Here is a 22324-nt window from a genome sequence, read left to right on the forward strand (position 1 = left end):
GGCCCGCAGCCAAAGGGGGTGGGCAGGGGCACGGCCCCGCCTACCATCGAGCCATGCTGCTGGAAACCCCCAGACTCCTCCTGCGCCGCTTCCGCCCCGAGGACGCCGCACCGCTGGCGAAGTACCGCTCCGACCCCGCCGTGGCCCGCTACCAGGGCTGGACCGCGCCGCTGTCCCTGGACACGGCCGACCAGTTCGTACGGACACTCGCCGAGGGGTCGCCGGAGCGCCCGGGCTGGTTCCAGTACGCGATCGAGCTCAAGGCCGACCGGTGCCTGGTGGGCGACGTGGGGGTCCGGCTGCACGAGAACCTCATGCAGGCCGAGATCGGGTTCACGCTGGCCGGCGACCGGCAGGGCCACGGCTACGCCGCGGAAGCCGTCACGGCGGTGCTCGACGACCTGTTCGGGCGCCGCGGGCTGCACCGGGTGTCCGCCGAGTGCGACGCCCGCAACACCCGTTCGGCCCGGCTGCTGCGGCGGCTCGGATTCGTACAGGAGGGCCTTCTCCGGCAGGCCACTTGGCTCAAGGGCGAGTGGACGGACGACCTGCAGTTCGGCCTGCTCGCCTCGGACCGCCGGGCCTGAGCCCGGGCACCCGGGCAGGACGCGAGACCCACGTCACATTCCCCCTCCCCATGTCACATCGCGCGCGCCGTTCCCGTCATGACTGTGCAACTCCCTACAACGACTGAGGAGCACATCATGGAAGCCCGACTGAACCTCATGGGCAGCCCGGCCGCGGCCACGTTCGTCAAGCACCTGGCCTCCGCGGGCAAGGTCGTCTCCGACTCGGGGCTGCCGACCCTGACGCAGGAGCTGGTGAAGATCCGCGCGAGCCAGATCAACGGCTGCGGTTTCTGCACCGACATGCACACCAAGGAGGCCACCGCCGCGGGCGAGACCCCGACCCGGCTCAACCTCATTGCGGCCTGGCGTGAGGCCAAGGTCTTCACCGAGGCCGAGCGCGCCGCGCTGGAACTGGCGGAGCAGGGCACCCGTATCGCCGACGCGGCCGGCGGGGTCACGGACGAGGCCTGGGAGAACGCCGCCAAGCACTACGACGAGCAGCAGCTGGGCGGCCTGGTGTTCCTGATCTCCCTCATCAACGCCTTCAACCGGGCGAACGTCATCGTCCAGCAGCCCGCCGGTGACTACCGCGTCGGCCAGTTCGGCTAGTCGGCAGGCACCACCGCGCCGGCCGGACGCCGGTCACGCACCGGCTCACGCGTCGGCCGCCGCGTACACCCGGCGGCCGTCGACGAAGGTCTGCAGGACGCGGGTGGCGGCGATCTCCTCGGGGGGTCCGGCGAAGGGGTCGCGGTCCAGGACCACGAGGTCGGCCAGCTTGCCCACGCCGATGCTGCCGGTGTCGTCGTCGAGATGGTTGGCGTGGGCGCTGCCCGCGGTGTACGCGGCGAGGGCGGCGCCCAGGTCGAGCCGCTGGCCGGGCAGGAAGGGCGGGGTGCCCTCGGGCGCGTCGGGGGCGATCCGGTTGACGGCGACATGGATCGCGGCGAGGGGGTCGGGGCTGCTGACCGGCCAGTCGCTGCCCGCGGCGAGGGTCGCCCCGGCCCGCAGCAGGTCCCCGAACGGGTACTGCCACGCGGCCCGTTCGGGGCCGAGGAAGGGAATGGTGAGGTCGTCCATCTGCGGTTCGTGCGCCGCCCACAGCGCCTGCAGATTGGCGCTCGCCCCGAGCGCGCGGAAACGCGGTACGTCCTCGGGGTGCACGACCTGGAGGTGTGCGAGGTGATGGCGGGTGTCCCGCCACCCGTTGGCCGTGCGGGCGGCCTCCACGGCGTCCAGCGCCTCCCGCACCGCCCGGTCGCCGAGCGCGTGGAAGTGCACCTGGAAGTCGAGCGCGTCGAGTTCGGTGACGTACTTCTTCAGCTCGGCCGGCTCGACGAAACTGATCCCCGAGTTGTCGGAGGCGCACCCGCAGCGGGTGAGGTACGGGCCGAGCAGCGCGGCGGTGTGGTTCTCCGCGATGCCGTCCTGCATGACCTTGACGCTGGTGGCCCGGAACCGCCCGCGGCTCGACCCGGCCCGGCGGGCGACGAGTTCGGGAATCTGCTCGGCGCCCCTGGCCCGGTCCCACCACAGCGCCCCGACGACCCGGGCGGTGAGGAGACCGCGGTCGGCCGCCGCGTGATAGGCGGGCGTCGGATCGATCATGTTCGCGTACGTGCCGACGATGGCGTCCTGCCAGGCCGTGACCCCGTACGAGTGCAGCACGGCCTGGGCCCGTAGCAGCGCGGCGAGTTGTTCGTCGGGCGTGGGGGCGGGCAGCAGGCGGCCCACGAGGTGCGCCGCGCCTTCCTGGAGCATGCCGGTGGGGTTTCCGTCGGCGTCCCGCTCGATGCGTCCGTCGGCCGGGTCGGGGGTGCGGGCGTCGATCCCGGCGCGTCGCAGGGCGAGGGAGTTGACCCACACGCCGTGGTGGTCGCGGTTGGGCAGGAACACCGGCCGGTCGGGGACGACCGAGTCGAGCAGCGCGGCGGTGGGCGTACCGCCGGGGAAGGCCTCCATGGACCAGCCGCCACCGGTGATCCACTCGGCGTCGGGGTGGTCGTCGGCGTAGGCCTTCACCCGCCGCAGGTACTCCCGCGGGTCGACGGTGTCGTTGAGGTGGCACAGGCCCAGTTCGGTGCCCGCGCCCAGGGGGTGGACGTGGGCGTCCTGGAAGCCGGGCAGCAGCAGTCGTCCGGCGAGGTCGACGACCTCGGTGCCCGGTCCGATGAGTTCATGGACCTCGTGGTGGCCGACGGCGACGATCCGTCCGTCGCGCACGGCCACGGCGGTGGCCCGGCCGCGCGCGGCGTCGACGGTGTGCACGGGCCCGCCGGTGAGGACGAGGTCGGCGGCCTGGGGGTGGGACATGGGGTCAGCGCTCCGGGGGGTGAGGGGGCTCAGACGCCGGTGTGGTCCATCGGCAGGGAGAGGGCGTCGGCGTCCGTGCCGCGTCCGGTGGTGAAGTAGGGCGAGCGCCGGACGTACTTGGCGACGGCCGCCATGACGAGGCCGCTCAGCACGATGGTGACGGGCAGGGAGAGCATGAACCAGCCGTTGTCGGGGCTGAGTTCGATGTGGTCGCTCATGGTCAGGTAGGAGTAGGCGAGGTAGCCGCCGAGGCCGAGCAGGATCAGGCCGGAGGCGGCCGGGACGCCGACGGCGAGCAGGGCCTCGCGCGGGCCGTCGCGGCGGGCGGCGCGGAAGCGTACGGCGCAGGCGAGCGCGGTGAGGCCGTAGTAGAGGGCGACGACCAGGCCGATGGCGTTGACCGCGGCGAGCAGCATGTCGCTCAGCTCGGGGATGGCCATGGCGAGCAGGGCGATGGCGGTCGCGATCGACATGACGACCACGGTTCCGGCGGCGGGTGTGCCGTACCTGGGATGGATACGGGTCCACAGCGGGCCCATCGTGCGGTCGCGGCCCATGGCGAGCAGGCCGCGGGCGGTGGGGATGACGGAGGACTGGACGGAGGCGACGGCGGAGAACATCAGGGCCAGCAGCGGCAGGCTGGCCCAGGGTTCGGCGGCGAGCTCGGCGCCGAGGTACGGGAGGGCCTGGGGGCCGTTGGCGATGAGTTCGGGCAGGCTCATCTCCCGCTGGAAGGCGACCGAGGCGAAGATGAAGAGCCCGAGCATGGCGAAGAGGGCGATGAAGCCGCCGCGGGCCGAGTCGCCGGGGTCGCGGGTCTCCTCGGTGACGCTGAAGGCCGCGTCCCAGCCCCAGAAGAAGAACACCGCGAGGACCATGCCCTGGGCGAAGGCCGTGCCGCTGGATATCTCGAAGGGGTTGAACCACGACCAGGAGAAGTCCTGCCGGCCGGTGACCAGGGCCCAGGTGCAGAAGACCAGCAGGACGGCGTACTCGAAGACCAGCAGGCCGAACTGGAGCCGGGTCGCGGCACGCACCCCGGTGATCGCGAGGGCGGTGACCCCGGCGAGGACCACCAGACCGACGACCGTGCTCACGGCGGTGGACGTCGGATCGAGGGCGATCCCGGCGAGGGAGTGCAGACCCGCCTTGTTGGCGAAGATCAGCACGACCGAGCCGGTCACCGCGCTCGTGTAGCCGAGGAAGACGACCGAGCCGACGAGGGTCACCCAGCCGGCCAGGAAGCCGGGCCAGGGGCCCAGCGACGTGCCGACCCAGGTGTAGCCGTTGCCGCAGTTGGGCTCCGAGCGGTTGAGGCGGGCGAAGGCGGTGGCGATGCCGAGGACGGGCAGGAACGCCAGCAGCAGGAGGGCCGGGGCCTGGAGTCCGACGATCGTGCCGATGGCGCCCATGCCGATGGCGATGCTGGTGGTGGCGGCCGTGCTGGAGGCGGCGATGGCGACGCCGTCGAGGACGCCGAGGGAGCGGCGCAGCTCCGTCGGCGGACGGTCCTGGGCACTTCGGCCTGCGGTGGCCTGGCCCGGGGTGAGAGACATCAAGGGCTCCTCACGGGGAGGGAGAGGGACGGGAGGAAGAGCCGTGTGGGGGTGCGATGGATGGAACAGCGTCCGCACACTTTGCGTCAATGGCGTTGACATAAGGCGGCGGCCGGCCGTTCACTGAATCCGCGGCGGTCCATCGGCAGGTACAGCCGTGGCACCCGTCCCGGCCGTCTCCCGGCACGAGAGGAATCACCCGCCATGCCCACCCGCGCCCCACAGGAACGCCGACGGCGTCGCCCCACCGCGGCAGGCGTCCTGCTCTCCAGGGAACTGATCACCGAGACCGCGCTGCGCCTCATCGGCGAACACGGTCCGGAGGCGCTGAGCGTGCGCCGTCTGGGAGCAGCCCTCGGCTGCGATCCGAGCGCGCTCTACCGCTACTTCCGCAACACCGACGAACTGCTGCTGGCCGTCTCCGACCGGATCATCGGCGATGCCATGGCGGGGTTCGTGCCCGGTCCCGACTGGGTGGCCTCGCTGCGCGAGATGGCGATGCGGGTGCGCGACGGATACCTCGCCCATCCGCGGGCCGCCGCCATGGCCTCGTACCGCATCACGCGTCGGGAGAACGAGTTCCGTGCCGTGGAGACCGGGGTGGGTCTGCTGCTGTCCGCCGGGTTCCCGCCCGGCCACGCCGTGCGGCTCTACCTGGCCTTCATCGACACGGTCCTCGGCCATGCCGCCCTGGACGCCGCGTGCCAGGCGCTCCCCCGCGAGCGCCGCGAGGCCGACGAGCGGGCCTGGACGTCGGCCTACCGGTCGGTCGACCCGGAGTCCTACCCGGCGCTGGGCGAGGTGCGGGACGAGCTGTACGCCATGGCCGGCAGCTCCTTCGAACTCGCGGTGGACCTGCTGCTCGACTCCCTGGCGGCCCGGGCCGCCGCCCTCCCCACAAGGACATGACAGGGTCACCAGCACGATCAGGTCATCGGCACGGAACGGAGCACGTATGACGACGGACAGAGGTACCCGGATCGACGTCAGGCCGGCCGCCGGCCACATCGGCGCCGAGATCGTCGGCGTCGACCTGGCGGAGGACCTGGACGACACGGTGGTCGCCGAGATCCGGGCCGCGATGCTGCGCTGGAAGGTGGTGTTCTTCCGCGGGCAGCACCTCGACCATGCCTCGCACGTGGCGTTCGCCCGCCGGTTCGGCGAACCGGTCCGGCTGCGCAAGCGCGGCAGCGCGTCACCCGCCGACGTCCCGGAGATCGAGACGACGGCCGACCGGCTGGAACTCGGCGGGCGGTACGGCATGGAGCACGACGAGTGGCTGCGCAGGCGCCGCCACTCGCTGCTGCGCGGCTGGCACTGCGACCACGGCGCCCGCGTCGATCCGCCGGCGGCGACGATCCTGCGCGCCGAGACCGTGCCCCCGTACGGCGGCGACACCACCTGGTCGAATCTGGCCGCCGCCTACGCCGGTCTCTCGGCACCGCTGCGGGGCTTCCTCGACGGGCTGCGCGCCGAGCACCGCCTCGGGGTCGGCTACCAGACCCGGCCCGGCGAGGACGCGTACGCACGCCATCTGCTGGACCGGCAGATCGCCACCGAGCATCCGCTGGTGCGGGTGCATCCCGAGACGGGCGAGCGTGTGCTGTTCGTCAACGGCTACTACGTCGAACAGATCCTGGGGCTGTCGCGGATGGAGAGCGCGCCCCTGCTGGAGATGCTGGTGGAGCAGGCGACGCGGCCCGAGTACACCGTGCGGTTCCGCTGGGAGCCGGGGAGCGTGGCCTTCTGGGACAACCGGGCCACCATCCACCTGGCCCCGAGCGACACCACGCAGGTCGACCATCCGCGGGTCATGCACCGGGTGATGCTCGCGGGCGAGGTCCCCGCCGGTGTGGACGGCAGACCCTCGGAGCCCGTCGTGGGGAGCGGACCGGGAGTCTGGTGAGGGGCCTTCGGGGCGGTCGCCCGGGTGTCGTGGTTGCGACATGTCCCACCTGTGCCACCGGAATCGAGTGACATGACATCGAGTGCCACCGGATTCTGTCCAGCGCATGAACTTCTCTGTGCGTACGACGGAAGGCACGGCACTGATGAGACGGATTCGCCTGCTGGCGGCGATATCGACAGGACTCGCCCTGGCTGCCGGCGCGGTGGCGCCGGTGGCCGCTCGCGGCGGTACGGGGCCCACGGCGACGGCGGCGGCCGACGTTCCCGCGCCGAAGAGCCTCGGCACCGTGCGCCTGATCACCGGTGACCGGGTGACCGTGGGCGCCGACTCCGAGGGACGGCGGACCGCTTCGGTCACGCCCGGGCCCGGGCGGCGGCACCTCCTCTTCCGGACCTACGAGCAGGACGGGCGGCTGACGGTCCTGCCGTCCGACGCCGGGGAGCTGGTCTCGGCGGGACGCCTGGACCGGGGGCTGTTCGACGTGGGCGCGCTCCTCGACCAGCGGTACGACGAGGCGCACAGCGACGCGCTTCCGCTGATCGTGGCGGGGGCGGACGGCGCGGCGGAGTCCGCCGTCCGGCGGCTGACCTCGCTCGCCGAGGACGGGTCGCCGGTCCGCCGCCTGGACAGCATCGGGGCGCGGTCGGTGCGGGTCGCCGAGGACGACCTCGGCCGGTTCTGGAAGCAACTGGCCGCGGACCAGGGCACGTCGAGCACGGCACGGGCCTCCGACGCTCCCCGGGTGTGGCTCGACGGGCGGGTGAACGCCTCGCTGGACCGCAGCGTCCCGCAGATCGGCGCGCCCGCCGTGTGGCAGGCCGGCCAGCGGGGCGAGTCCGTCAAGGTCGCCGTCCTGGACACCGGCGCGGACCGGTCCCACCCGGATCTCGCCGGACGGATCTCCGAGGCCAGGGACTTCTCCGGCAGTTCCGGTACCGGGGACGCCTTCGGGCACGGCACGCATGTCGCGTCCATCGTGGGCGGCAGCGGAGCCGCGTCCGCCGGCGGCAAGGGCGGCAAGGGTGTCGCGCCGGGCGCCGATCTGCTCGTCGGCAAGGTGCTGGGCGACGACGGCTACGGCAGCGAGTCCCAGGTGATCGCCGGCATGGAGTGGGCGGCGGCCTCGGGCGCCAAGGTCGTCAACATGAGCCTGGGTTCGGACAGCCCGAGCGACGGCACGGACCCGATGAGTCTCGCGCTGAACGAACTCACCGAGCGCACGGGCACGTTGTTCGTCGTCGCGGCGGGTAACAGCGGCGAGCAGGGCATGAGCACCATCGGCTCCCCCGGTGCCGCGGACGCGGCCCTCACCGTCGGCGCGGTCGACCGGGCCGGTGCCCTCGCCCCGTTCTCCAGCCGCGGCCCGCGCTCCGGTGACGACGCGGTCAAGCCCGACGTGACGGCACCCGGCGTCGGCATCGTGGCGGCCCGCGCGGCCGGCACGACCATGGGCGACCCGGTCGACGCACAGCACGTGGCGGCCTCCGGTACGTCGATGGCGACCCCGCACGTGGCGGGCGCCGCCGCGCTGCTCGCCCAGCGGCATCCCGGCTGGAGCGCGGCGCAGTTGAAGGACGCGCTGGTCAGCACGGCCCGTACGGCCGCGGGACAGGAGGTCACCGAGCAGGGCGGCGGTCTCATCGACGTGGCCGCGGCGGCGCTGGGTCCGGTCACCGCCACGGGGACCGTGGCCCTGGGTCCGTTCCAGACCGGTGGCGGCGAGACCCGTACGACGAAACTCACGTACACCAACACCTCGGGGGCGGCAGTCACGTTGGCGCTCGGCGTGCGGTTGGCCACGGCGGGCGGGCGGACCCCGGCGGAAGGGGCGGTGAAGCTCGGCTCCGGTTCGGTGCGTGTGCCCGCGGGTGCCACCGCCGAGGTTCCGCTGACGGTCGATCCGGCCCGGGTGGAGCGGGGCGACTACTACGGGTACGTGACCGCGGCCTCCGCCGACGGGAAGGTCACCGTGCACACCACGGTGAGCCTGGCCGTGCAGGGGCCGGTCCACCGGTTCAGCGTCCGGACCGTCGACCTCAAGGGCAAGCAGATCCAGGCGCTGCCGACGATCTGGGGCAGCGACGGCTTCGTGGGCTACACCGACCCGGGCAGCGGCACCGAACCGGCCGTCGCCGAGGTCGAGGAGGGCACCTACCAGGTGGACCACTCGTCCCTGGACACGGTCGCCGACGGCCAGGAACTGCGACACGTGGTCCTGCCCGAGGTGAAGGTCACCAAGGACATGTCCGTCACGCTCGACGAGCGCAGGACGACCCTGGTCGACATCCGTACGCCCCGGCCGGCCGAGCAGCGCGGCATCCTCAGCTACCAGACGTACCGGAAGATCGACGGACACAGCCTGACCCAGGGGACGATGTACTTCGACCTCGGCAAGCGGCTGTACGTGAGTCCGACCTCCACCGTCACCGACGGCACCTTCGAGTTCGCCTCGCGCTGGCAGCTCGTCGCACCGCTGCTCGACATGGCGGTGTCGGGCGGCAAGGGTGGCGAGGAGACGCCGGACGCCTACTACATGCCCTCCTCTCCGCTCTTCGACGAGAAGGCGACCGCCGGGAAGGGGGCGCGCCTGACCGCGGTCGCCGCGGGTGACGCCGCCTCTCCGGTCTTCGCCCGGGCCCGCGGCAAGCTCGCGGTCCTCACCAACGAACAGAACGTCAACGAAAGGGAGTTGGCCGAGAAGGCGGCAGCGGCGGGGGTTCGCGGGATCGTGCTGGTCCACTTCAGTGACATCGCGTGGACCCGCTGGCATCCGGAGGGCGACCGCTGGGGCGTACCGACCGTCCGGATCGGCGCGAAGGCGGGAGCCGACCTGCTGAAGCGGATCGGCAAGGGGCGGACCACGGTGGACTTCACCGGCACGGCCCGCAGCCCGTACCTGTACGACGTCATGCAGGTGTCGTCGCAGCGCGTCCCCGAGAAGGTGGTGCACACCGTGTCCGAGCGCAACAGCGCGGTGGTGAAGGCCCGGTACGCCGACAACGGCGGCGCGCGGTGGGCCGCCGAGCAGCGCTTCGCACGGCGGCCGTACCAGGACACCGCCTGGCTGCAGTACACGCGCTATGTGCCGACCGGCTTCGACCGGACCGAGTACGTGAGTTCCGGTGACACGCAGTGGAAGCACTTCGTGCACCACGAGACCACGTTCGACGTGGACACCCCGCTGGTCGTCGGCATGGCGGACGCGGCGCGCACCTACCGGGCGGGCGAGCGGACGAGCGACACCTGGCAGGGGGCCGTCGTCCGGCCGTCGATCCCGCGCGGCACCACGGCTCCGTCCGTGCGCTCGGGTGACGTACTGAGCCTGCGGATACCGGAGTTCACCGATTCGCAGGCGGGTCACCGGTCGCGGCTGCTCGAAGGGGGCGGCGGCATCGGAACCTCGGCCGCGGCGCAGGGCGACTCGGCCGCCGCCGTGCTGTACCGCAACGGCCGGAAGGCCGCGGAGGCGGCCGGCGGGTACGCGGACTTCGAGGTCCCGTCCGGCGCGGCCGACTACCGGCTGGACCTCACGACCTCGCGGGTGTCCGGTGAATGGGCGTACGGGACCGGCACCGAGACGTCCTGGTCGTTCCGCTCGGGCAGCACGGGCGCGGCGACGGCCCTGCCGCTGCTCCAGCTCGACTACGACGTCCCGGTCGACGCGTACAACGCGGTCCGCTCCGCTCGTACGCACTCGGTCGGACTGTCGGTCCGCGCCCAGGACGGGCTGGCCGTGCCGCGCGGGGTGAGCGTCCAGGTGGAGGCGTCGTACGACGACGGCGCGAGCTGGAGCCGGGCGACGGTGAAGGACCGCGGGCACAACACGTTCGAGGTCGGCGTGACGAAGCCGTCGCGGGTACGCGGTGACGCGTACGTGACACTGAGAGTGACGGCTCGCGACGCGGCGGGCGACTCCGTGCGGCAGACCGTGCAACGGGCCTACCTGCACCGCGGATAGGCGCTCGGTCGCACAGCGGGGGTGAGCGGGGCGCAGGCCGTCCCGCTCACCCTCACCGCCTGTAACACCCGTGGAGTACGGTGTCCGATCAGTGAAACCGGTCGGTCTCGGGGAGGGCGCCATGACGCTGGAGGCTGCAGGGGTGTCGGACGCCGAGGAGTCCGTCTACCGGCATCTGGTGACGGCGGGCCAGGCGTCGGCGGGTGATGTCGCCGCGCGCACCGGGCTGAGTCCGGCGGAGGCCGAGGCGGTGCTCGAAGCGCTGGCGGTCAAGGGCATGGCGAGCCACACCGATGTGCTGCCGCGGCACTTCCGGGCCACTCCCCCGGACGTGGCGCTGATCCCCCGGCTGAAGCGGAACGCCGACGCGCTCGATCTCGCCCGCGCGGAGGCCACCAGCCTGCTGCAGGTGTACCGCGACACCATGCGGCGGCGGGACGCGGGCGAGCTGATCGAGGTGATCACGGGCGCCGAGGCGCTGCGCCAGCATCTGCGGCAGATCCAGGCGAGCGCCCAGGACGAGATGCTGTGGTTCTGCAAGGCCCAGTACGTGGCGATGCCGTCGGGCAGCAACAGTTCGGAGTTCGAGGCGCTGGCGCGCGGGGTGCGCTACCGGGTGCTGTACGAGAAGGCGTTCTTCGACGACGAGGGAGCCGTTGACAACGTTGTTGCGGGGGTGCGCGCCGGGGAGACCGCCCGCGCGGTGCCGCATCTGCCGCTGCGCCTCGCGGTCGCGGACCGGGCCATCGCGGTCTGCCCGCTGGTGCCCGGCGGCCCCCAGGGCAACCCGGACGAGCCCACCGCCGCCCTCGTACGGGACAGCAATCTGCTCGCCGCCCTCGTCGCCCTGTTCGAGCGCTACTGGGAGGACGCCGTCCCGCTGGACGTCGACGACTCGGGCGCGGTCGCCGGGACGGACGGGGTCGGCGGTCCCGATCCGCTGTCCACGGTCGACCGGCGGCTGCTCGCCCTGCTGGTCGCCGGGGTCACCGACAAGGCGGTGGCCACCCAACTAGGCCTGAGCCGCCGCACGGTGCAGCGTCACATCCAGCGCATGATGGAGCTGGCGGGCGCGGCGACCCGGATGCAACTGGCCTGGCAGGCCGCGCGCCGGGGCTGGCTGTGACGGACGCCCGCCGACCGCGGGCCAAAGGGCGAGAAATGGCCAAAGTGGCTGATGAAAGCCGTGTTGCCGACGCGTAAAGGCCCATGTGATCCACTGCGCGCGGCGATGCTCAGGGCCGCCGCCTGCTGACCGTATTCCGGACAACGATCTCCGCAGTGGTGACACCCGGCCGTTCCGCTGAAACGATCCAGTGACCGCACGGTCGTCTCTCACCCCCCTCTCCCGCCGGGGAGCCCTGCCCCCGGCACTGATCTGACGTGCCGTCACTCGACGGCCGGACACCAGGAGTTGCTGCAGTGACGGACACCCTCCGTACGACCGGGACGACGACCTCGCCCCCTGGTCCCACCCCCTCCCGCCGTCGCACCCTCGCTCGTTCGCGCACGACGGCGATCGCGGCCTTCGCGCTGGGCGCGCTTCTCGGCTCGGCGCTCCCCGCGTGGAGCGCCACACCCGGGGCCGCCCGCGCGGACAAGGCTCCCCGTCAGATCGAGGCGGAGCCCAGACCCGGCGCCAGAACGCTCGAACTCTCCCCGGCACAACGCGGGAAGCTGCTCGACGCGGCGGCCGACTCCCGTACGGCCACGGCGCGTGCACTGAAGCTGGGTGAGCGGGAGAAGCTGATACCGAAGGACGTCGTCAAGGACGCCGACGGGACCGTTCACACGCGTTACGAGCGTACGTTCGCCGGACTGCCCGTCCTCGGCGGCGATCTGGTGGTCCACGAGCGCGGCACGGCCCGCAGCGTCTCCAGGTCGTCGCCGGCGACGATCTCGGTACCGACGACCAAGGCCTCCGTACCGGCCGCGAAGGCCCGGAAGTCGGCGCTGGCCGCCGCCGAGTCGGAGAAGACCGAGGAGGCAGTGGCCGAAGGGGCACCGCGGCTCGTCGTCTGGGCGGGCGAGGGCGCCGCCGCACCCGTGCTCGCCTGGGAGAGTGTCGTCGACGGCGTTCAGGAGGACGGGACGCCGAGCAGCCTGCGGGTGGTGACCGACGCCGGGAGCGGTGCGCGGCTGGGGAGCTTCGAGCAGATCCACGCCGGTGAGGGGGTGAGCCAGTACAGCGGCACCGTGCAGGTCGGCTCCGTGCGCGACGGCGACCTCTACCGGCTCACCGATCCCCAGCGCGGCGGCCACACGACGTACGACATCAGCGCGGGCGGCAGCGGCACGCCTCTGACGGATGACAACGATGTCTGGGGCGACGGGACCCCCGCCGACCGGCAGACGGCGGCCGTGGACGCCGCCTACGGGGCGCAGAAGACCTGGGACTTCTACCACGACAGGTTCGGCCGCAACGGCATAGCCGACGACGGCGTGGGTGCCCGTTCCCGGGTGCACTACGGCAAGGGGTACGCCAACGCCTTCTGGGACGACCTCTGCTTCTGCATGACGTACGGCGACGGTCTGGACGACGCCCGGCCGCTCACCGAACTCGACATCGCCGCCCACGAGATGACCCACGGCGTCACCTCCGCGACCGCGGACCTCGTCTACTCCGGTGAGTCGGGCGGCCTCAACGAGGCCACCAGCGACATCATGGGCACCGCCGTGGAGTTCTTCGCCGACAGCGCCGAGGACGTGCCGGACTACCGGATCGGCGAACTGGCCGACGTACGCGGCACCGGGAAGCCCCTGCGGTACATGGACCAGCCCTCCAAGGACGCCTCCGCGAAGGGCACTTCGCAGGACCACTGGACCGCGCAGACCCGCAAGCTCGACCCGCACTTCAGCTCCGGCGTGGGCAACCACTTCTTCTACCTGCTCGCCGAGGGCAGCGGCGAGAAGACCGTCGAGGGCATCGCCTACGACAGCCCCACCTACGACGGTCTGCCGGTCGCGGGCCTGGGCCTGCACAACGCCACCAACGTCTGGTACCGGGCCCTGACCCGCTACATGACCAGCACCACCGACTACGCGGGGGCCCGCACCGCCACGCTCCAGGCGGCGGCCGACCTGTTCGGCACGACGAGCGACGCGTACGAGGCCGTCGGCAACGCGTGGGCAGCCGTCAATGTCGGCCCGCGGTACGTCAACCACATCGCCGCGGCTTCGCCCTCCGCCCGGGACTCCGCGGTGGGGCAGCCGGTCAGCCGGGCGTTCGAGGCGACGAGCACCCGGCCCGGCGCCCTGACGTACTCCGCCACCGGCCTGCCGGACGGCCTGTCCGTCGATCCCGTCACCGGGCTCGTCTCCGGCACCCCGACGGTGGCCGGCGCCTTCCCCGCCGCCGTCACGATCAGGAACTCCGCGGCGGAGACCCGCACCCTGTCCTTCACCTGGACTGTCCTGGCTTCCGGCGGCGACCACTTCGTCAACCCCGACCGCTTCGACATCCCCAACTGGCGGACCGTCGAGTCGCCGATCGTCGTCAGCGGCCGCGAGGGCAACGCCTCCGCCGACCTCAAGGTCACCGTCGACCTGGTGCACGACTTCATCGGCGGCCAGGTCATCCACCTGGTCGGTGAGGACGGCACGGTGCTGCTGGTGAAGGACTTCGTTTGGGACACCGGTACCGAACTGCACGCGACGTTCACGGTCGACGCGTCGGCGCTTGCGGCCGACGGCACGTGGAGACTGCGCGTCACGGACAACACACCTGGCATCTTCACCGTCGATCCGGGCTACCTGGACGGCTGGAGCATCACGTTCTGAGGCGTGGCTCCCCCGGGGTGTCCGTCGTGACCCGGTGGTCGCGGCCCGGGGGACGGCCACGGTGAAGTACTTGCATTCGCCGTCGCCCTGGCGGGCCGCCAGGGCGACGGCCGCCGCGTACGCCGTGAGAGCGGGCCGGGTGTCGGCTGCGGGCCCGGTGGGGGCTTGTCGCGCCGTTCCCCGCGCCCCTTACGGGGCCCGGACCGTTGCACGATTCCGCGGGCCGGTGGGGGTTACTCGCGCAGTTCCTCGCGCCCCATACGGGGCCTGGACCATTGCATGATTCTGCGGGCCGGTGGGGGTTGCCCGCGCCGTTCCCCGCGCCCCTTACGGGGCCCGGACCGTCGCATGACTCCGCGGGCCCGGTGGGGGTTGCCCGCGCCCCTGAAGGGCGAAAAGCCGGGGCGCAGCCCCGCTTTTAGGGGCGCGGGGAACTGCGCGGCCAGCCCCCACCGGGGCCGCACCCGCCGTGCCGGTTCCCGGACCAGGGAGCGCCGGGAACCGGTGCGACCACCGCGCCGTGCGCCACAAGCCGCGGTCGTGCCCCGCCGTCAGCGGACCACGGGAACCCGGGGAACCCCCGGTGTCACGGACCGCGCGCGCACCCACCCGTACAGCACCAGCGAGCACACCGCCGCGAACGCGCACCACGTCGAGATGAACTCCGCCTCCCACAGCGCCCAGCAGGTCGCCGCCCCCACGGTCACCAGGACGCCCAGGATCCGCAGGTGCCGGTCGCCGGAGAGGAGCAGCGAGCCGATCGTGGCCAGCAGATAGCCCGCCACGAGCAGTTCCGAGGCGGGCAGGGAGACGGCGTAGCCGACGGTGTGGCCGCGGATCTCCGCCGTCACCCCGTGGGTGGCGAGGCAGTACGAGAGCACGGCCGCGGTGACGACTCCCGCGGCGAGCGGGATCGTCAGCCGTCGCCGCGCGCCCGGCGGCGCCACGCACAGCACGGCCACCGGCACCCACACCGCGAGCAACGGCAGGGCGATCGCCGCCCAGGCCACGGTGGCGGGGCCCGAACCGCCACCCGACCGCCAGACCAGGGACTCGACGATCTGATGGGCGCCTAGGATCAGGGGCAGCGCGGCCAGCGGCAGATCGACCGTGCGGCGGGTGCGCGCCACGCAGGCCACTCCCACGGCGGCGATGCCGCAGCCCGCCACGAGATCGGCCGTCGCACTGAAGCACATCGCGCCACCAGGGGTTCGTGTCGAATTCGTGTGGGGTCCGTATCACCGGTTTGCGGCTTGCCATGCTCACGCTACGGTCCGCGCCGCCGGACGCCGTACCTGATGCCTCCATTCGGACCCCTCCCCGACATCCGGAGACATTGCCGAGGGCAGTAAGCGCTCTCTATGATCAGGCGTGATGGATTCGGACAGCGCTCTCGACGACTCCTACTTCGGCCACTGCCCCTGGGACTTCGGCTCTCGTGCCTCCCCCGCGCAACGGGACGCCCAGACCGCCCATCAGAAGCGGCTGACGGACGACGGTGCGAGCATCGGCCCGCGCTGTTTCGTCTCGCCCGCCGCCGGTGTCTTCACCGACACGCTGCGGCTCGGCGAGAACTCGTACATCGCCGGGCACGCCTACGTCACCGGCGAGATCACCACCGGCTCCGACTGCACCGTCAATCCGTACGCCACCGTGCGGGGCCGGATCGTACTGGGGGACGGGGTGCGGATCGGCGCCCACAGTTCGCTGCTCGGCTTCAACCACGGGTTCGGGCCCGACCTCCCCGTGCACCGGCAACCCCTCACCAGCAAGGGCATCACCGTCGGCGACGACGTGTGGATCGGCTCGAACGTCGTCGTCCTGGACGGGGTGACCATCGGCGACCACTGCGTGGTGGGCGCCGGAGCGGTGGTGACCAAGGATCTGCCGCCCTGGTCGGTCGCCGCGGGCAATCCGGCCCGCAGGCTGCGCGACCGGCGCGACACCGGCCCCGCCCGGCGCGGGCCCGCGGAGGCCGGTGACGGACTCGGGGACCAGGTCGCCCGGTTCGCCGACCGGGCCCGCGCGCAGGCCGCGGGCCTCCTCGCACGCGCCTGGGACGCCGACGCGGGCCGGTACCGCGACCGCCCCGGCGCACCGCTGACCGTCCGTGCCCACTGCGACGCCGTGGAGATCGCCGATCTGCTCCTCGGCTCGGCTCCGCCGCAGTTGTCCGCCGCCGGGCACGCCGAGCGGCTGCGCGCGCTGCAGGACCCGGCCGAGGGCATGGTGCCCGAACTCGCCGACGACGGTGGCCCCGGCGTGCTGCCCGCTCGCGCGGCGGACGGCTGGATCGACGACGGCGCCGCCGAGTACCACGTGCTGTCCGTGGGCTACGCGCTGGAGCTGCTGGGTTCGCGCTTCGCCCACCCGGTCCGCCCCGTGGAGCGTACGACGGCGGGCGGACTCATCGCCCGCCTGGAGTCGCTGCCGTGGCGGACCCGGGCGTGGACGGCCGGTGCCTGGGTCGACTGCTGGGCCACCGGCGCGCACCACAACCTCGGGCTGGGCGCCGCGGCGGGCGAACCGGGCGCCCTGGAGGCGCTGTTCGGCTGGCTGAGCACCCGGGTGGATCCGTGGACCGGGATGTGGGGCGGGGCGTCCTCGCCGGCCGAGGGCCGGCTGCAGCTCGTCAACGGCCACTACCGGCTCACGCGCGGTTCGTTCGCCCAGTTCGGAATCCAACTGCCGTATCCGGAGCGGGTGGTGGACACCGTGCTGGACCACGGCGCGGATCCGCGCTGGTTCGCCGCGGGCCGTCAGAACGCGTGCAACGTGCTGGACGTGGCCCACCCGCTGTGGCTCGTCGGCCGGCGGAGCGACCACCGGGCCGCCGAGGTGCGGGCGTGGGCCGGGCAGCAGCTGACGCACGCGCTGGGGCAGTGGCGGGACGGTACCGGCTTCGGCTTCGGCCCGCCGGGCGAGGGCGGTACGGGACCCGGCAGGGAGCCCGGCCTCCAGGGCACCGAGATGTGGCTGGCCATCGTGTGGCTGCTGGCCGATCTGGTGGGAGTGGCGGACCGGCTGGGGTACCGGCCGCGTGGCGTCCACCGCCCCGAGGCCGCCCGCTCACCCGCGCCGGGACCGCCGGGTCAGCCGGTCCTAGTCGACAAGACGCTGTAGTAGAAGCTGTGGTCCGAGTTGACCGTCCGGAACGTGCCGGTGCAGTGCCAGCGCCCTGACGCGCCTCGGCCCCAGCTGAACAGGTAGTCGATCTTGCGGCCGTCGTCGTAGGTCGGCCGGAGGTACGACGGCCCGCTCTCGCGGAGGCCGCTCGCCTCGCGGCCGTTGCCGCTGTACAGGACGTCGAGTTCCGGTGCGTCGGGCGGTGCGTTCAGGTCGCCCGCGAGGAGGACCGGGCCCTCGGCGCCGAGCCGGTGGACGCCGTCCGGCCTCCACTCGTCGTGGATGAACCCGGTCTGCGCCCGCCGCTCCCCGTCCTTGGCTCCGCCGACGGTCAGGTGGGTGCTGCACGCCGTGACCGGCGGCCCCGCCGAGTGTGGCCGGCCCGCGGCACGGACGACCGCGCAGACGATGCCCCGCTCGCCGCCTCTGCCGTCCGGGTTGGGCAGCAGTGCCGGCGGCAGGATCCTGGCGGCCGAGTGGAACAGGAGGGTGTTCCCGTACGGCTGGCCGTCGGCGCATTTCGTACCGGTGTCGACGAAGGCGCTGCGCAGGCCCAACTCCCGTGCGAAGCGTTCCCCTTGGGCCTTGCAGACTTCCTGGAGGCCGATGAACAGCCACCGGTCGGTGTCGCCGAGGGTGAGGTCCCGGACGGCGTCGGCCTCGTCCCTGATCCAGTCGCCGGCGTCGCCCCGGTGGCCGATGTTCCCGTAGATGTTGAACGTGCCGACGTACAGGTCACGGGTGGTGTCCGGTGCGGAGGCGGCCGCCTCCGGCGCGGCGCCGCTCCTCGCGGGGAGTGCCACCAGTACGCACAGGAGGGCCGTCACGATCGCCCTGGCCGCGCCGCGTCTCCTCGCGGGACTCGTACGACGCGTCGTCATGACGCGACCGTACCCTCGCCACGACCGAACAGGACGGGCGCGAGCGGCAGTTGTGACTGAACAGTCCTTCAGTGGCGGTCCCCGCGTGACAGCCCGTGACGGCCCTTGTCAGCGGCGCCGGAACACCGTGATCGAGTGGCCGACGTCGTCGATCGGCGTACTGGTGTCGAGCAGCGCGGCCAGCCGCCCGTCCGCCTTCGCCACCGCGGAGTCGGAGACCACCAGCAGTCCGTGCACCTCGCCGAGGGGAGCCCTGAGCGGGTCGGACGCGTCGATGCCGTAGTACGAGGGCACACCCGCGCCCTTGTAGACCAGCCAGACCCGCTCACCGGGATGACGCCGGTCGAGGTGGTCCGCGAGACGGCCCAGATCCTGGCCCCAGTCGACGTTCGAGTCGTGCAGCCGCAGATGGGTCTTCGACGGTCCGCCGAACGCCTCGTTGGAGTACGGCAGGTAGTACGGGTAGGTGCGCAGCGAGCTGACCGCCACGAGGCAGACCAGCGCCGCCGTCGCCCAGTGGGCCGGTCGCCGCCGCCAGAGCGTCACTCCGGCGGTGGCGACCGCCAGGAGCATCGGCATGAACACGGCGTAGCGCACGCCGAGATCCCGGGCGCCGTGCATGGCGATGGCCAGGAGTACGGCGGCGGGGACGAGGACGTACGGAACGGCCGGGCGCAGTGCCCGTACGGCGAGCATCGCGACCGAGCCCGCGGTCCACAGGGCGAGCGCGCCGAGGGGGGTCTTCACCAGGAGCGCGGCCGGCAGGTAGTACCAGAGGGAGCCCTCGTAGAGCCGCCCGAACAGGAAGCCCTGCCAGATGTCGTACTCGAAGCCGAACTGGATCCGCATGCCGTCGCGGTAGGCCTCGGGGAACGGCAGCCAGGCCGCGACGGTGCCGCGCGTGCCGCGGATGTCCGGCACGTTCTCGGGGGCCGCCCAGCGCATCCGCGGGTCGACGACGAGATAGGTGGCCCATACGACGGCGCCCGCGATCACCGCCATTCCTACGGCGGCCACCGCCCCGTGGGCGAGGAGCCTGATCCGGGCGCGGATGTCGAGCCGCGGGGGCCGAGTCCGGGTGTCGGGTTCCGGGGCCCGCACCTCAGGTCCTGGGGTCCGCGGCTCAGTTCCCGGTGTCCGCACCTCAGGTCCCGGTGTCCGCGGCTCAGTTCCCGGTGTCCGGCGGGCGTGCCGGTACGACAGGACGCCCAGCAGCATCAGGACCGGGATCACCGGCAGCACGCTCATCCTGGTGGCCGCCGCAGCGCCCAGGGCCACCCCGGCGAGCGGGAGGCACAGGTACGGTCGGCGCCGGGCCCGCCACAGCAGCCACAGGGCCGTGAGCAGGAACCCGGTCGCCGGCACGTCGAGCGTGGCCAGCGAGCCGTTGGCGATGACGTCCGGCGAGAACGCGTACAGGGCCAGGGCCACGAGGCCGCCGGGCGGGCCGGTGAGGTCGCGGGCGAAGGCCAGGACGACCAGCCCGAACAGCAGCGTCAGGACGATCACCGGCAGGCGTGCGTAGAGCATCAGGCGGGCGGGGTCGTTGCCCGACTCGTACAGGACGTGGCGTCCGAGTGCCGTCTGGCTTCCGACGAAGTCCGCGTCGAGGTGCGCGTCGGTGAACACCAGGCCGGACGCGATGATCAGCTTGCCCAGGGGCGGGTGTTCGGGGTTGTAACGGAAGCTGCGTTCCTTGAGGTACACCTCGGCGGAGGCCACGTACACGGGTTCGTCGATGGTGGGGGTCTGCTCGACGGCCGTGGTGACCATCGCGACGGCCATCTGGGCGAGGAGTGCGACGACGGCCAGCGCGTAGAGCCATCGCCGGTGCCGCGCCGACCGGACGTATCGCAGCAATCCGCCGAAGCGGCACGGTCGTTCACTCTCAGCCGCCGGCTCCGGCGGGCGGGGTGCGGTGTGCCCGTCACCCGCCGGGCGGGTGGCCTGCGGCGCGCTCATGCGGCACAGCTTTCCATCAACCCTCCACGTGTGTGACGTTCTTGGGCCGGTTGAGCGACAAGTGTTGGGCGCTGCGTAACCGTTGTGCCCTCTGGGGCCTCTTGGCACGCGAGTGAAAATCCGCGACCCTGAACTGCACATGTCACAAAGGGCGTTGGCCTGCACGGGGCCGATGAGGAGGACACCTGTGAACGGCAGACCGGCATCGAAGTCCCTCGGATCCCGGCGTCTGGGCCGGAAGTCGCTCGGCGTACTCGCGGGCGCCGCGGCTCTGGTCCTCGTATTCCCGGCCACCGCCCTGGCGGCGCCGCCCCCCGCGCTGCCCGCGAACGCGGACGCGCTGGACTCGACGTTCCAGCCCACGTACGACTACGACACGGACGGCTGCTACGCCACGTCGGCCATCGGCCCCGACGGGACGGTCAACGGCGGGCTCAACCCGAGCGGCGCCCTGAACGGCCAGTGCCGTGACGCGTCCGACCTGGACAGCGTCAACACCTACTCGCGCTCCAAGTGCAACAACGGCTGGTGCGCGATCGTCTACGGGTCCTACTTCGAGAAGGACCAGGCGGTGGCCGGCAGCGGGCTCGGCGGGCACCGGCACGACTGGGAGCACGTCGTGGTCTGGGTGCAGAACAACGAGGCCCAGTACGTCTCGACGTCCAACCACGGCTCGTTCACGGTCCACAACCGCTCGGCGATCCGCTGGGACGGCACGCACGCCAAGGTCGTCTACCACAAGGACGGGATCAGCACGCACTGCTTCCGTGCCGCGACCGCGGGCGACGAGCCGCCGGAGAACCACAAGGGGACCTGGCAGCGGCCCCCGCTGGTCGGCTGGAACGGTTACCCGGGCAGCCTGCGTGACACCCTGACCTCGTACAACTTCGGGAGTGCGACGCTCGGCATCAAGGACAGCACGTTCAACTCGCACCTCTCGTCGGCGAAGCCGTCGGGCATCGCGTTCGACCCCAACGCGTGATCCGCGTCAGCCCTTGATCAGCGTCAGCGCCTGCTGAGCGTCAGCGCCTGATCGACGTCTGATCGCACGTCAGACACGGGGTGCTGCCCGGCCGTCGGGACGGCGGGCAGCACCTCGGCGGCGAAGGCCGCGACGTCCTGGACGAGCCGTTCGGGCTCCTCCCAGTACAGGGCGTGACCCGCGCCCTCGTACACGACGAGCCTCGCGTCGAAGAGGGTGTCGAGGATCCGCTGCTGGTCGGCGCGCGGCAGGACGGCGTCGGCGTCGCCCCAGAGCACGAGCGTGGGGACGAGGATTCCCTTCAGGGTGGCCGCCAGGTCCGTCTCCAGCAGGCCGCGCAGGGTCTCCCGCCACACCCGCACGGGCACCTTCAGGTTCTCCTCGGCGATCGTCGCGAGGAGTCCGCGTCCGAGCGGGCGGGCCGTGAGACCGGCGAGCAGTTCCTCGACGAGGGCGCGCGGCACGGGGTCGGCCAGGTCCTCGACCCGCTCCCCCAGGGCGATGGCGGCCGGCTTGTCGGCGAGGGTGGCCGGGACGCCCGCCAGGACCAGACCCGCCACCCGGTCGGGATGGCTGCCCGCGACCAGCCGCGCGGCCACACCGCCGCTCGACGCGCCGACCAGGACGGCCCGGCGGATGCCCGTGGCGTCGAGGAACTCCACCAGGTCGCCCGCGAAGTCCTCCGGGCCGTAGCCGTCGGGGGGCCGCTCGGCGTCGCCGTGGCCGCGCTGGGTGGGGGCGTACCCGCGCAGCGCGGCGGGGAGCTGTCTGAGCAGGGGCTCGAACGCCCACCAGGAGTCCGCGAGGCCGTGCACGAAGACGACGGGGGCGCCCTCCGGGTACCCCGCCTCCGCGTACGGGAGGACGAGTCCGCTCCTCAACCGGGCGGCCTTGACCGCGATCGTGCTCACGGCGGCCCTCCTGACGTCGGTCGGCCCCCTCGCACACCGACCATGGGGCGGCGCGACGATCTCCTTCATCGTAGTGACGGGTCCCGCGGACCGCCCCTCCAGAGACCAGGCCGCCTTCAATTCCTCGCACGCTCCGGGCGATTGCCGGCCGTCTTTGCTTCACATCTTGACGAGTTTGGTTCAGACCTTTAGGTTCACCGATCGCCGAGATTCCACGAATGCGCTCATCGTTCACGTCCTTGAACGCATTCACCGCATTCCTGAACGTCGTCTTCTCACCCCCCACCCCCCACGCACAGGAGAATCCGTGTTCGGATCGACAGGATCACCGGCCGGATCGCCGGTCGGATCACCGAGGTCGCCAAGATCACCGGGCC

General features: G+C 72.4%; 15 protein-coding genes. 9 read left to right on the plus strand and 6 right to left on the minus strand.

Features of this window, described 5'->3' with window-relative positions; all coding sequences use genetic code 11:
- Window positions 1-53 precede the first annotated feature (53 nt).
- Window positions 54-587: a GNAT family N-acetyltransferase gene (locus J8N05_RS44230; RefSeq protein ID WP_210893362.1), complete on the plus strand. Its 534-nt coding sequence runs from the start codon at window positions 54-56 to the stop codon at window positions 585-587.
- Window positions 588-704: 117 nt separating this feature from the next.
- Entirely contained in the window at window positions 705-1178 is a 474-nt protein-coding gene (locus J8N05_RS44235; RefSeq protein ID WP_210893364.1) for a carboxymuconolactone decarboxylase family protein, read from the plus strand.
- 45 nt (window positions 1179-1223) lie between these two features.
- Here J8N05_RS44235 and J8N05_RS44240 read toward each other — a convergent pair whose 3' ends face one another.
- On the minus strand, window positions 1224-2882 hold the full coding sequence (locus tag J8N05_RS44240; protein WP_210893366.1) for an amidohydrolase: 1659 nt from the start codon (window positions 2880-2882) through the stop codon (window positions 1224-1226).
- 29 nt (window positions 2883-2911) lie between these two features.
- Window positions 2912-4438 carry an APC family permease gene (locus tag J8N05_RS44245; RefSeq protein ID WP_210893368.1) on the minus strand — a complete coding sequence of 509 codons (1527 nt, stop codon included), beginning with the start codon at window positions 4436-4438 and terminating at the stop codon, window positions 2912-2914.
- A gap of 204 nt (window positions 4439-4642) precedes the next feature.
- Between J8N05_RS44245 and J8N05_RS44250 the strand changes: the two genes are divergently transcribed.
- The 5 genes from J8N05_RS44250 (at window position 4643) to J8N05_RS44270 (ending at window position 14085) form a co-directional block, all read left to right on the plus strand.
- Window positions 4643-5347, plus strand: coding sequence for a TetR/AcrR family transcriptional regulator (locus J8N05_RS44250; RefSeq protein WP_210893370.1), 705 nt, complete (start codon window positions 4643-4645; stop codon window positions 5345-5347).
- A 46-nt stretch (window positions 5348-5393) separates the two neighbouring features.
- Window positions 5394-6344, plus strand: coding sequence for a TauD/TfdA dioxygenase family protein (locus J8N05_RS44255; RefSeq protein WP_210893373.1), 951 nt, complete (start codon window positions 5394-5396; stop codon window positions 6342-6344).
- A 145-nt stretch (window positions 6345-6489) separates the two neighbouring features.
- Entirely contained in the window at window positions 6490-10305 is a 3816-nt protein-coding gene (locus tag J8N05_RS44260) for a S8 family peptidase (protein ID WP_210893375.1), read from the plus strand.
- A 121-nt stretch (window positions 10306-10426) separates the two neighbouring features.
- The gene (locus J8N05_RS44265; RefSeq protein ID WP_210893377.1) at window positions 10427-11431 is read left to right on the plus strand and encodes a helix-turn-helix transcriptional regulator; all 1005 of its coding nucleotides are present in this window, start codon (window positions 10427-10429) and stop codon (window positions 11429-11431) included.
- 296 nt (window positions 11432-11727) lie between these two features.
- A complete protein-coding gene (locus J8N05_RS44270; RefSeq protein WP_247706948.1) occupies window positions 11728-14085 on the plus strand; it encodes a M4 family metallopeptidase in 2358 nt (785 codons plus the stop codon).
- Between the two features lie 551 nt (window positions 14086-14636).
- Here the strand turns inward: J8N05_RS44270 and J8N05_RS44275 are convergent.
- Window positions 14637-15281, minus strand: coding sequence for a DUF6629 family protein (locus tag J8N05_RS44275; RefSeq protein WP_210893379.1), 645 nt, complete (start codon window positions 15279-15281; stop codon window positions 14637-14639).
- Window positions 15282-15459: 178 nt separating this feature from the next.
- On the opposite strand from J8N05_RS44275, the gene J8N05_RS44280 reads away from it, so the two are divergent.
- Window positions 15460-17208: an acyltransferase gene (locus J8N05_RS44280; RefSeq protein WP_210893381.1), complete on the plus strand. Its 1749-nt coding sequence runs from the start codon at window positions 15460-15462 to the stop codon at window positions 17206-17208.
- Here J8N05_RS44280 and J8N05_RS44285 read toward each other — a convergent pair.
- Together J8N05_RS44285 and J8N05_RS44290 are read right to left on the minus strand one after the other, a co-directional pair.
- Entirely contained in the window at window positions 17178-18092 is a 915-nt protein-coding gene (locus J8N05_RS44285) for an endonuclease/exonuclease/phosphatase family protein (RefSeq protein ID WP_210893383.1), read from the minus strand. The two genes, J8N05_RS44280 and J8N05_RS44285, sit on opposite strands and share 31 nt — an antisense overlap.
- 108 nt (window positions 18093-18200) lie before the next feature.
- Complete coding sequence (locus J8N05_RS44290; protein WP_407700011.1) at window positions 18201-20054, minus strand: phospholipid carrier-dependent glycosyltransferase; 1854 nt, start codon at window positions 20052-20054, stop codon at window positions 18201-18203.
- Window positions 20055-20241: 187 nt separating this feature from the next.
- Here J8N05_RS44290 and J8N05_RS44295 point away from each other — a divergent pair, with 187 nt between their 5' ends.
- Window positions 20242-21036 carry an NPP1 family protein gene (locus tag J8N05_RS44295; protein ID WP_383943011.1) on the plus strand — a complete coding sequence of 265 codons (795 nt, stop codon included), beginning with the start codon at window positions 20242-20244 and terminating at the stop codon, window positions 21034-21036.
- A gap of 23 nt (window positions 21037-21059) precedes the next feature.
- Here the strand turns inward: J8N05_RS44295 and J8N05_RS44300 are convergent, their stop codons facing one another.
- Window positions 21060-21947 carry an alpha/beta fold hydrolase gene (locus J8N05_RS44300; protein WP_210893387.1) on the minus strand — a complete coding sequence of 296 codons (888 nt, stop codon included), beginning with the start codon at window positions 21945-21947 and terminating at the stop codon, window positions 21060-21062.
- Between the last annotated feature and the right edge of the window lie 377 nt (window positions 21948-22324).

Origin of the sequence: Streptomyces liliiviolaceus (assembly GCF_018070025.1) — a bacterium.
GTDB lineage: Bacteria > Actinomycetota > Actinomycetes > Streptomycetales > Streptomycetaceae > Streptomyces > Streptomyces liliiviolaceus.

Bases quoted from the DNA above. Each gene is read 5' to 3' on its own strand.
- J8N05_RS44285 (WP_210893383.1), bottom strand. From the start codon at position 18,092: ATGACGACGCGTCGTACGAGTCCCGCGAGGAGACGCGGCGCGGCCAGG.
- J8N05_RS44280 (WP_210893381.1), top strand. From the start codon at position 15,460: ATGGATTCGGACAGCGCTCTCGACGACTCCTACTTCGGCCACTGCCCC.
- J8N05_RS44265 (WP_210893377.1), top strand. From the start codon at position 10,427: ATGACGCTGGAGGCTGCAGGGGTGTCGGACGCCGAGGAGTCCGTCTAC.
- J8N05_RS44235 (WP_210893364.1), top strand. From the start codon at position 705: ATGGAAGCCCGACTGAACCTCATGGGCAGCCCGGCCGCGGCCACGTTC.
- J8N05_RS44255 (WP_210893373.1), top strand. From the start codon at position 5,394: ATGACGACGGACAGAGGTACCCGGATCGACGTCAGGCCGGCCGCCGGC.
- J8N05_RS44250 (WP_210893370.1), top strand. From the start codon at position 4,643: ATGCCCACCCGCGCCCCACAGGAACGCCGACGGCGTCGCCCCACCGCG.
- J8N05_RS44260 (WP_210893375.1), top strand. From the start codon at position 6,490: ATGAGACGGATTCGCCTGCTGGCGGCGATATCGACAGGACTCGCCCTG.
- J8N05_RS44275 (WP_210893379.1), bottom strand. From the start codon at position 15,281: ATGTGCTTCAGTGCGACGGCCGATCTCGTGGCGGGCTGCGGCATCGCC.
- J8N05_RS44240 (WP_210893366.1), bottom strand. From the start codon at position 2,882: ATGTCCCACCCCCAGGCCGCCGACCTCGTCCTCACCGGCGGGCCCGTG.
- J8N05_RS44290 (WP_407700011.1), bottom strand. From the start codon at position 20,054: ATGAGCGCGCCGCAGGCCACCCGCCCGGCGGGTGACGGGCACACCGCA.
- J8N05_RS44230 (WP_210893362.1), top strand. From the start codon at position 54: ATGCTGCTGGAAACCCCCAGACTCCTCCTGCGCCGCTTCCGCCCCGAG.
- J8N05_RS44245 (WP_210893368.1), bottom strand. From the start codon at position 4,438: ATGTCTCTCACCCCGGGCCAGGCCACCGCAGGCCGAAGTGCCCAGGAC.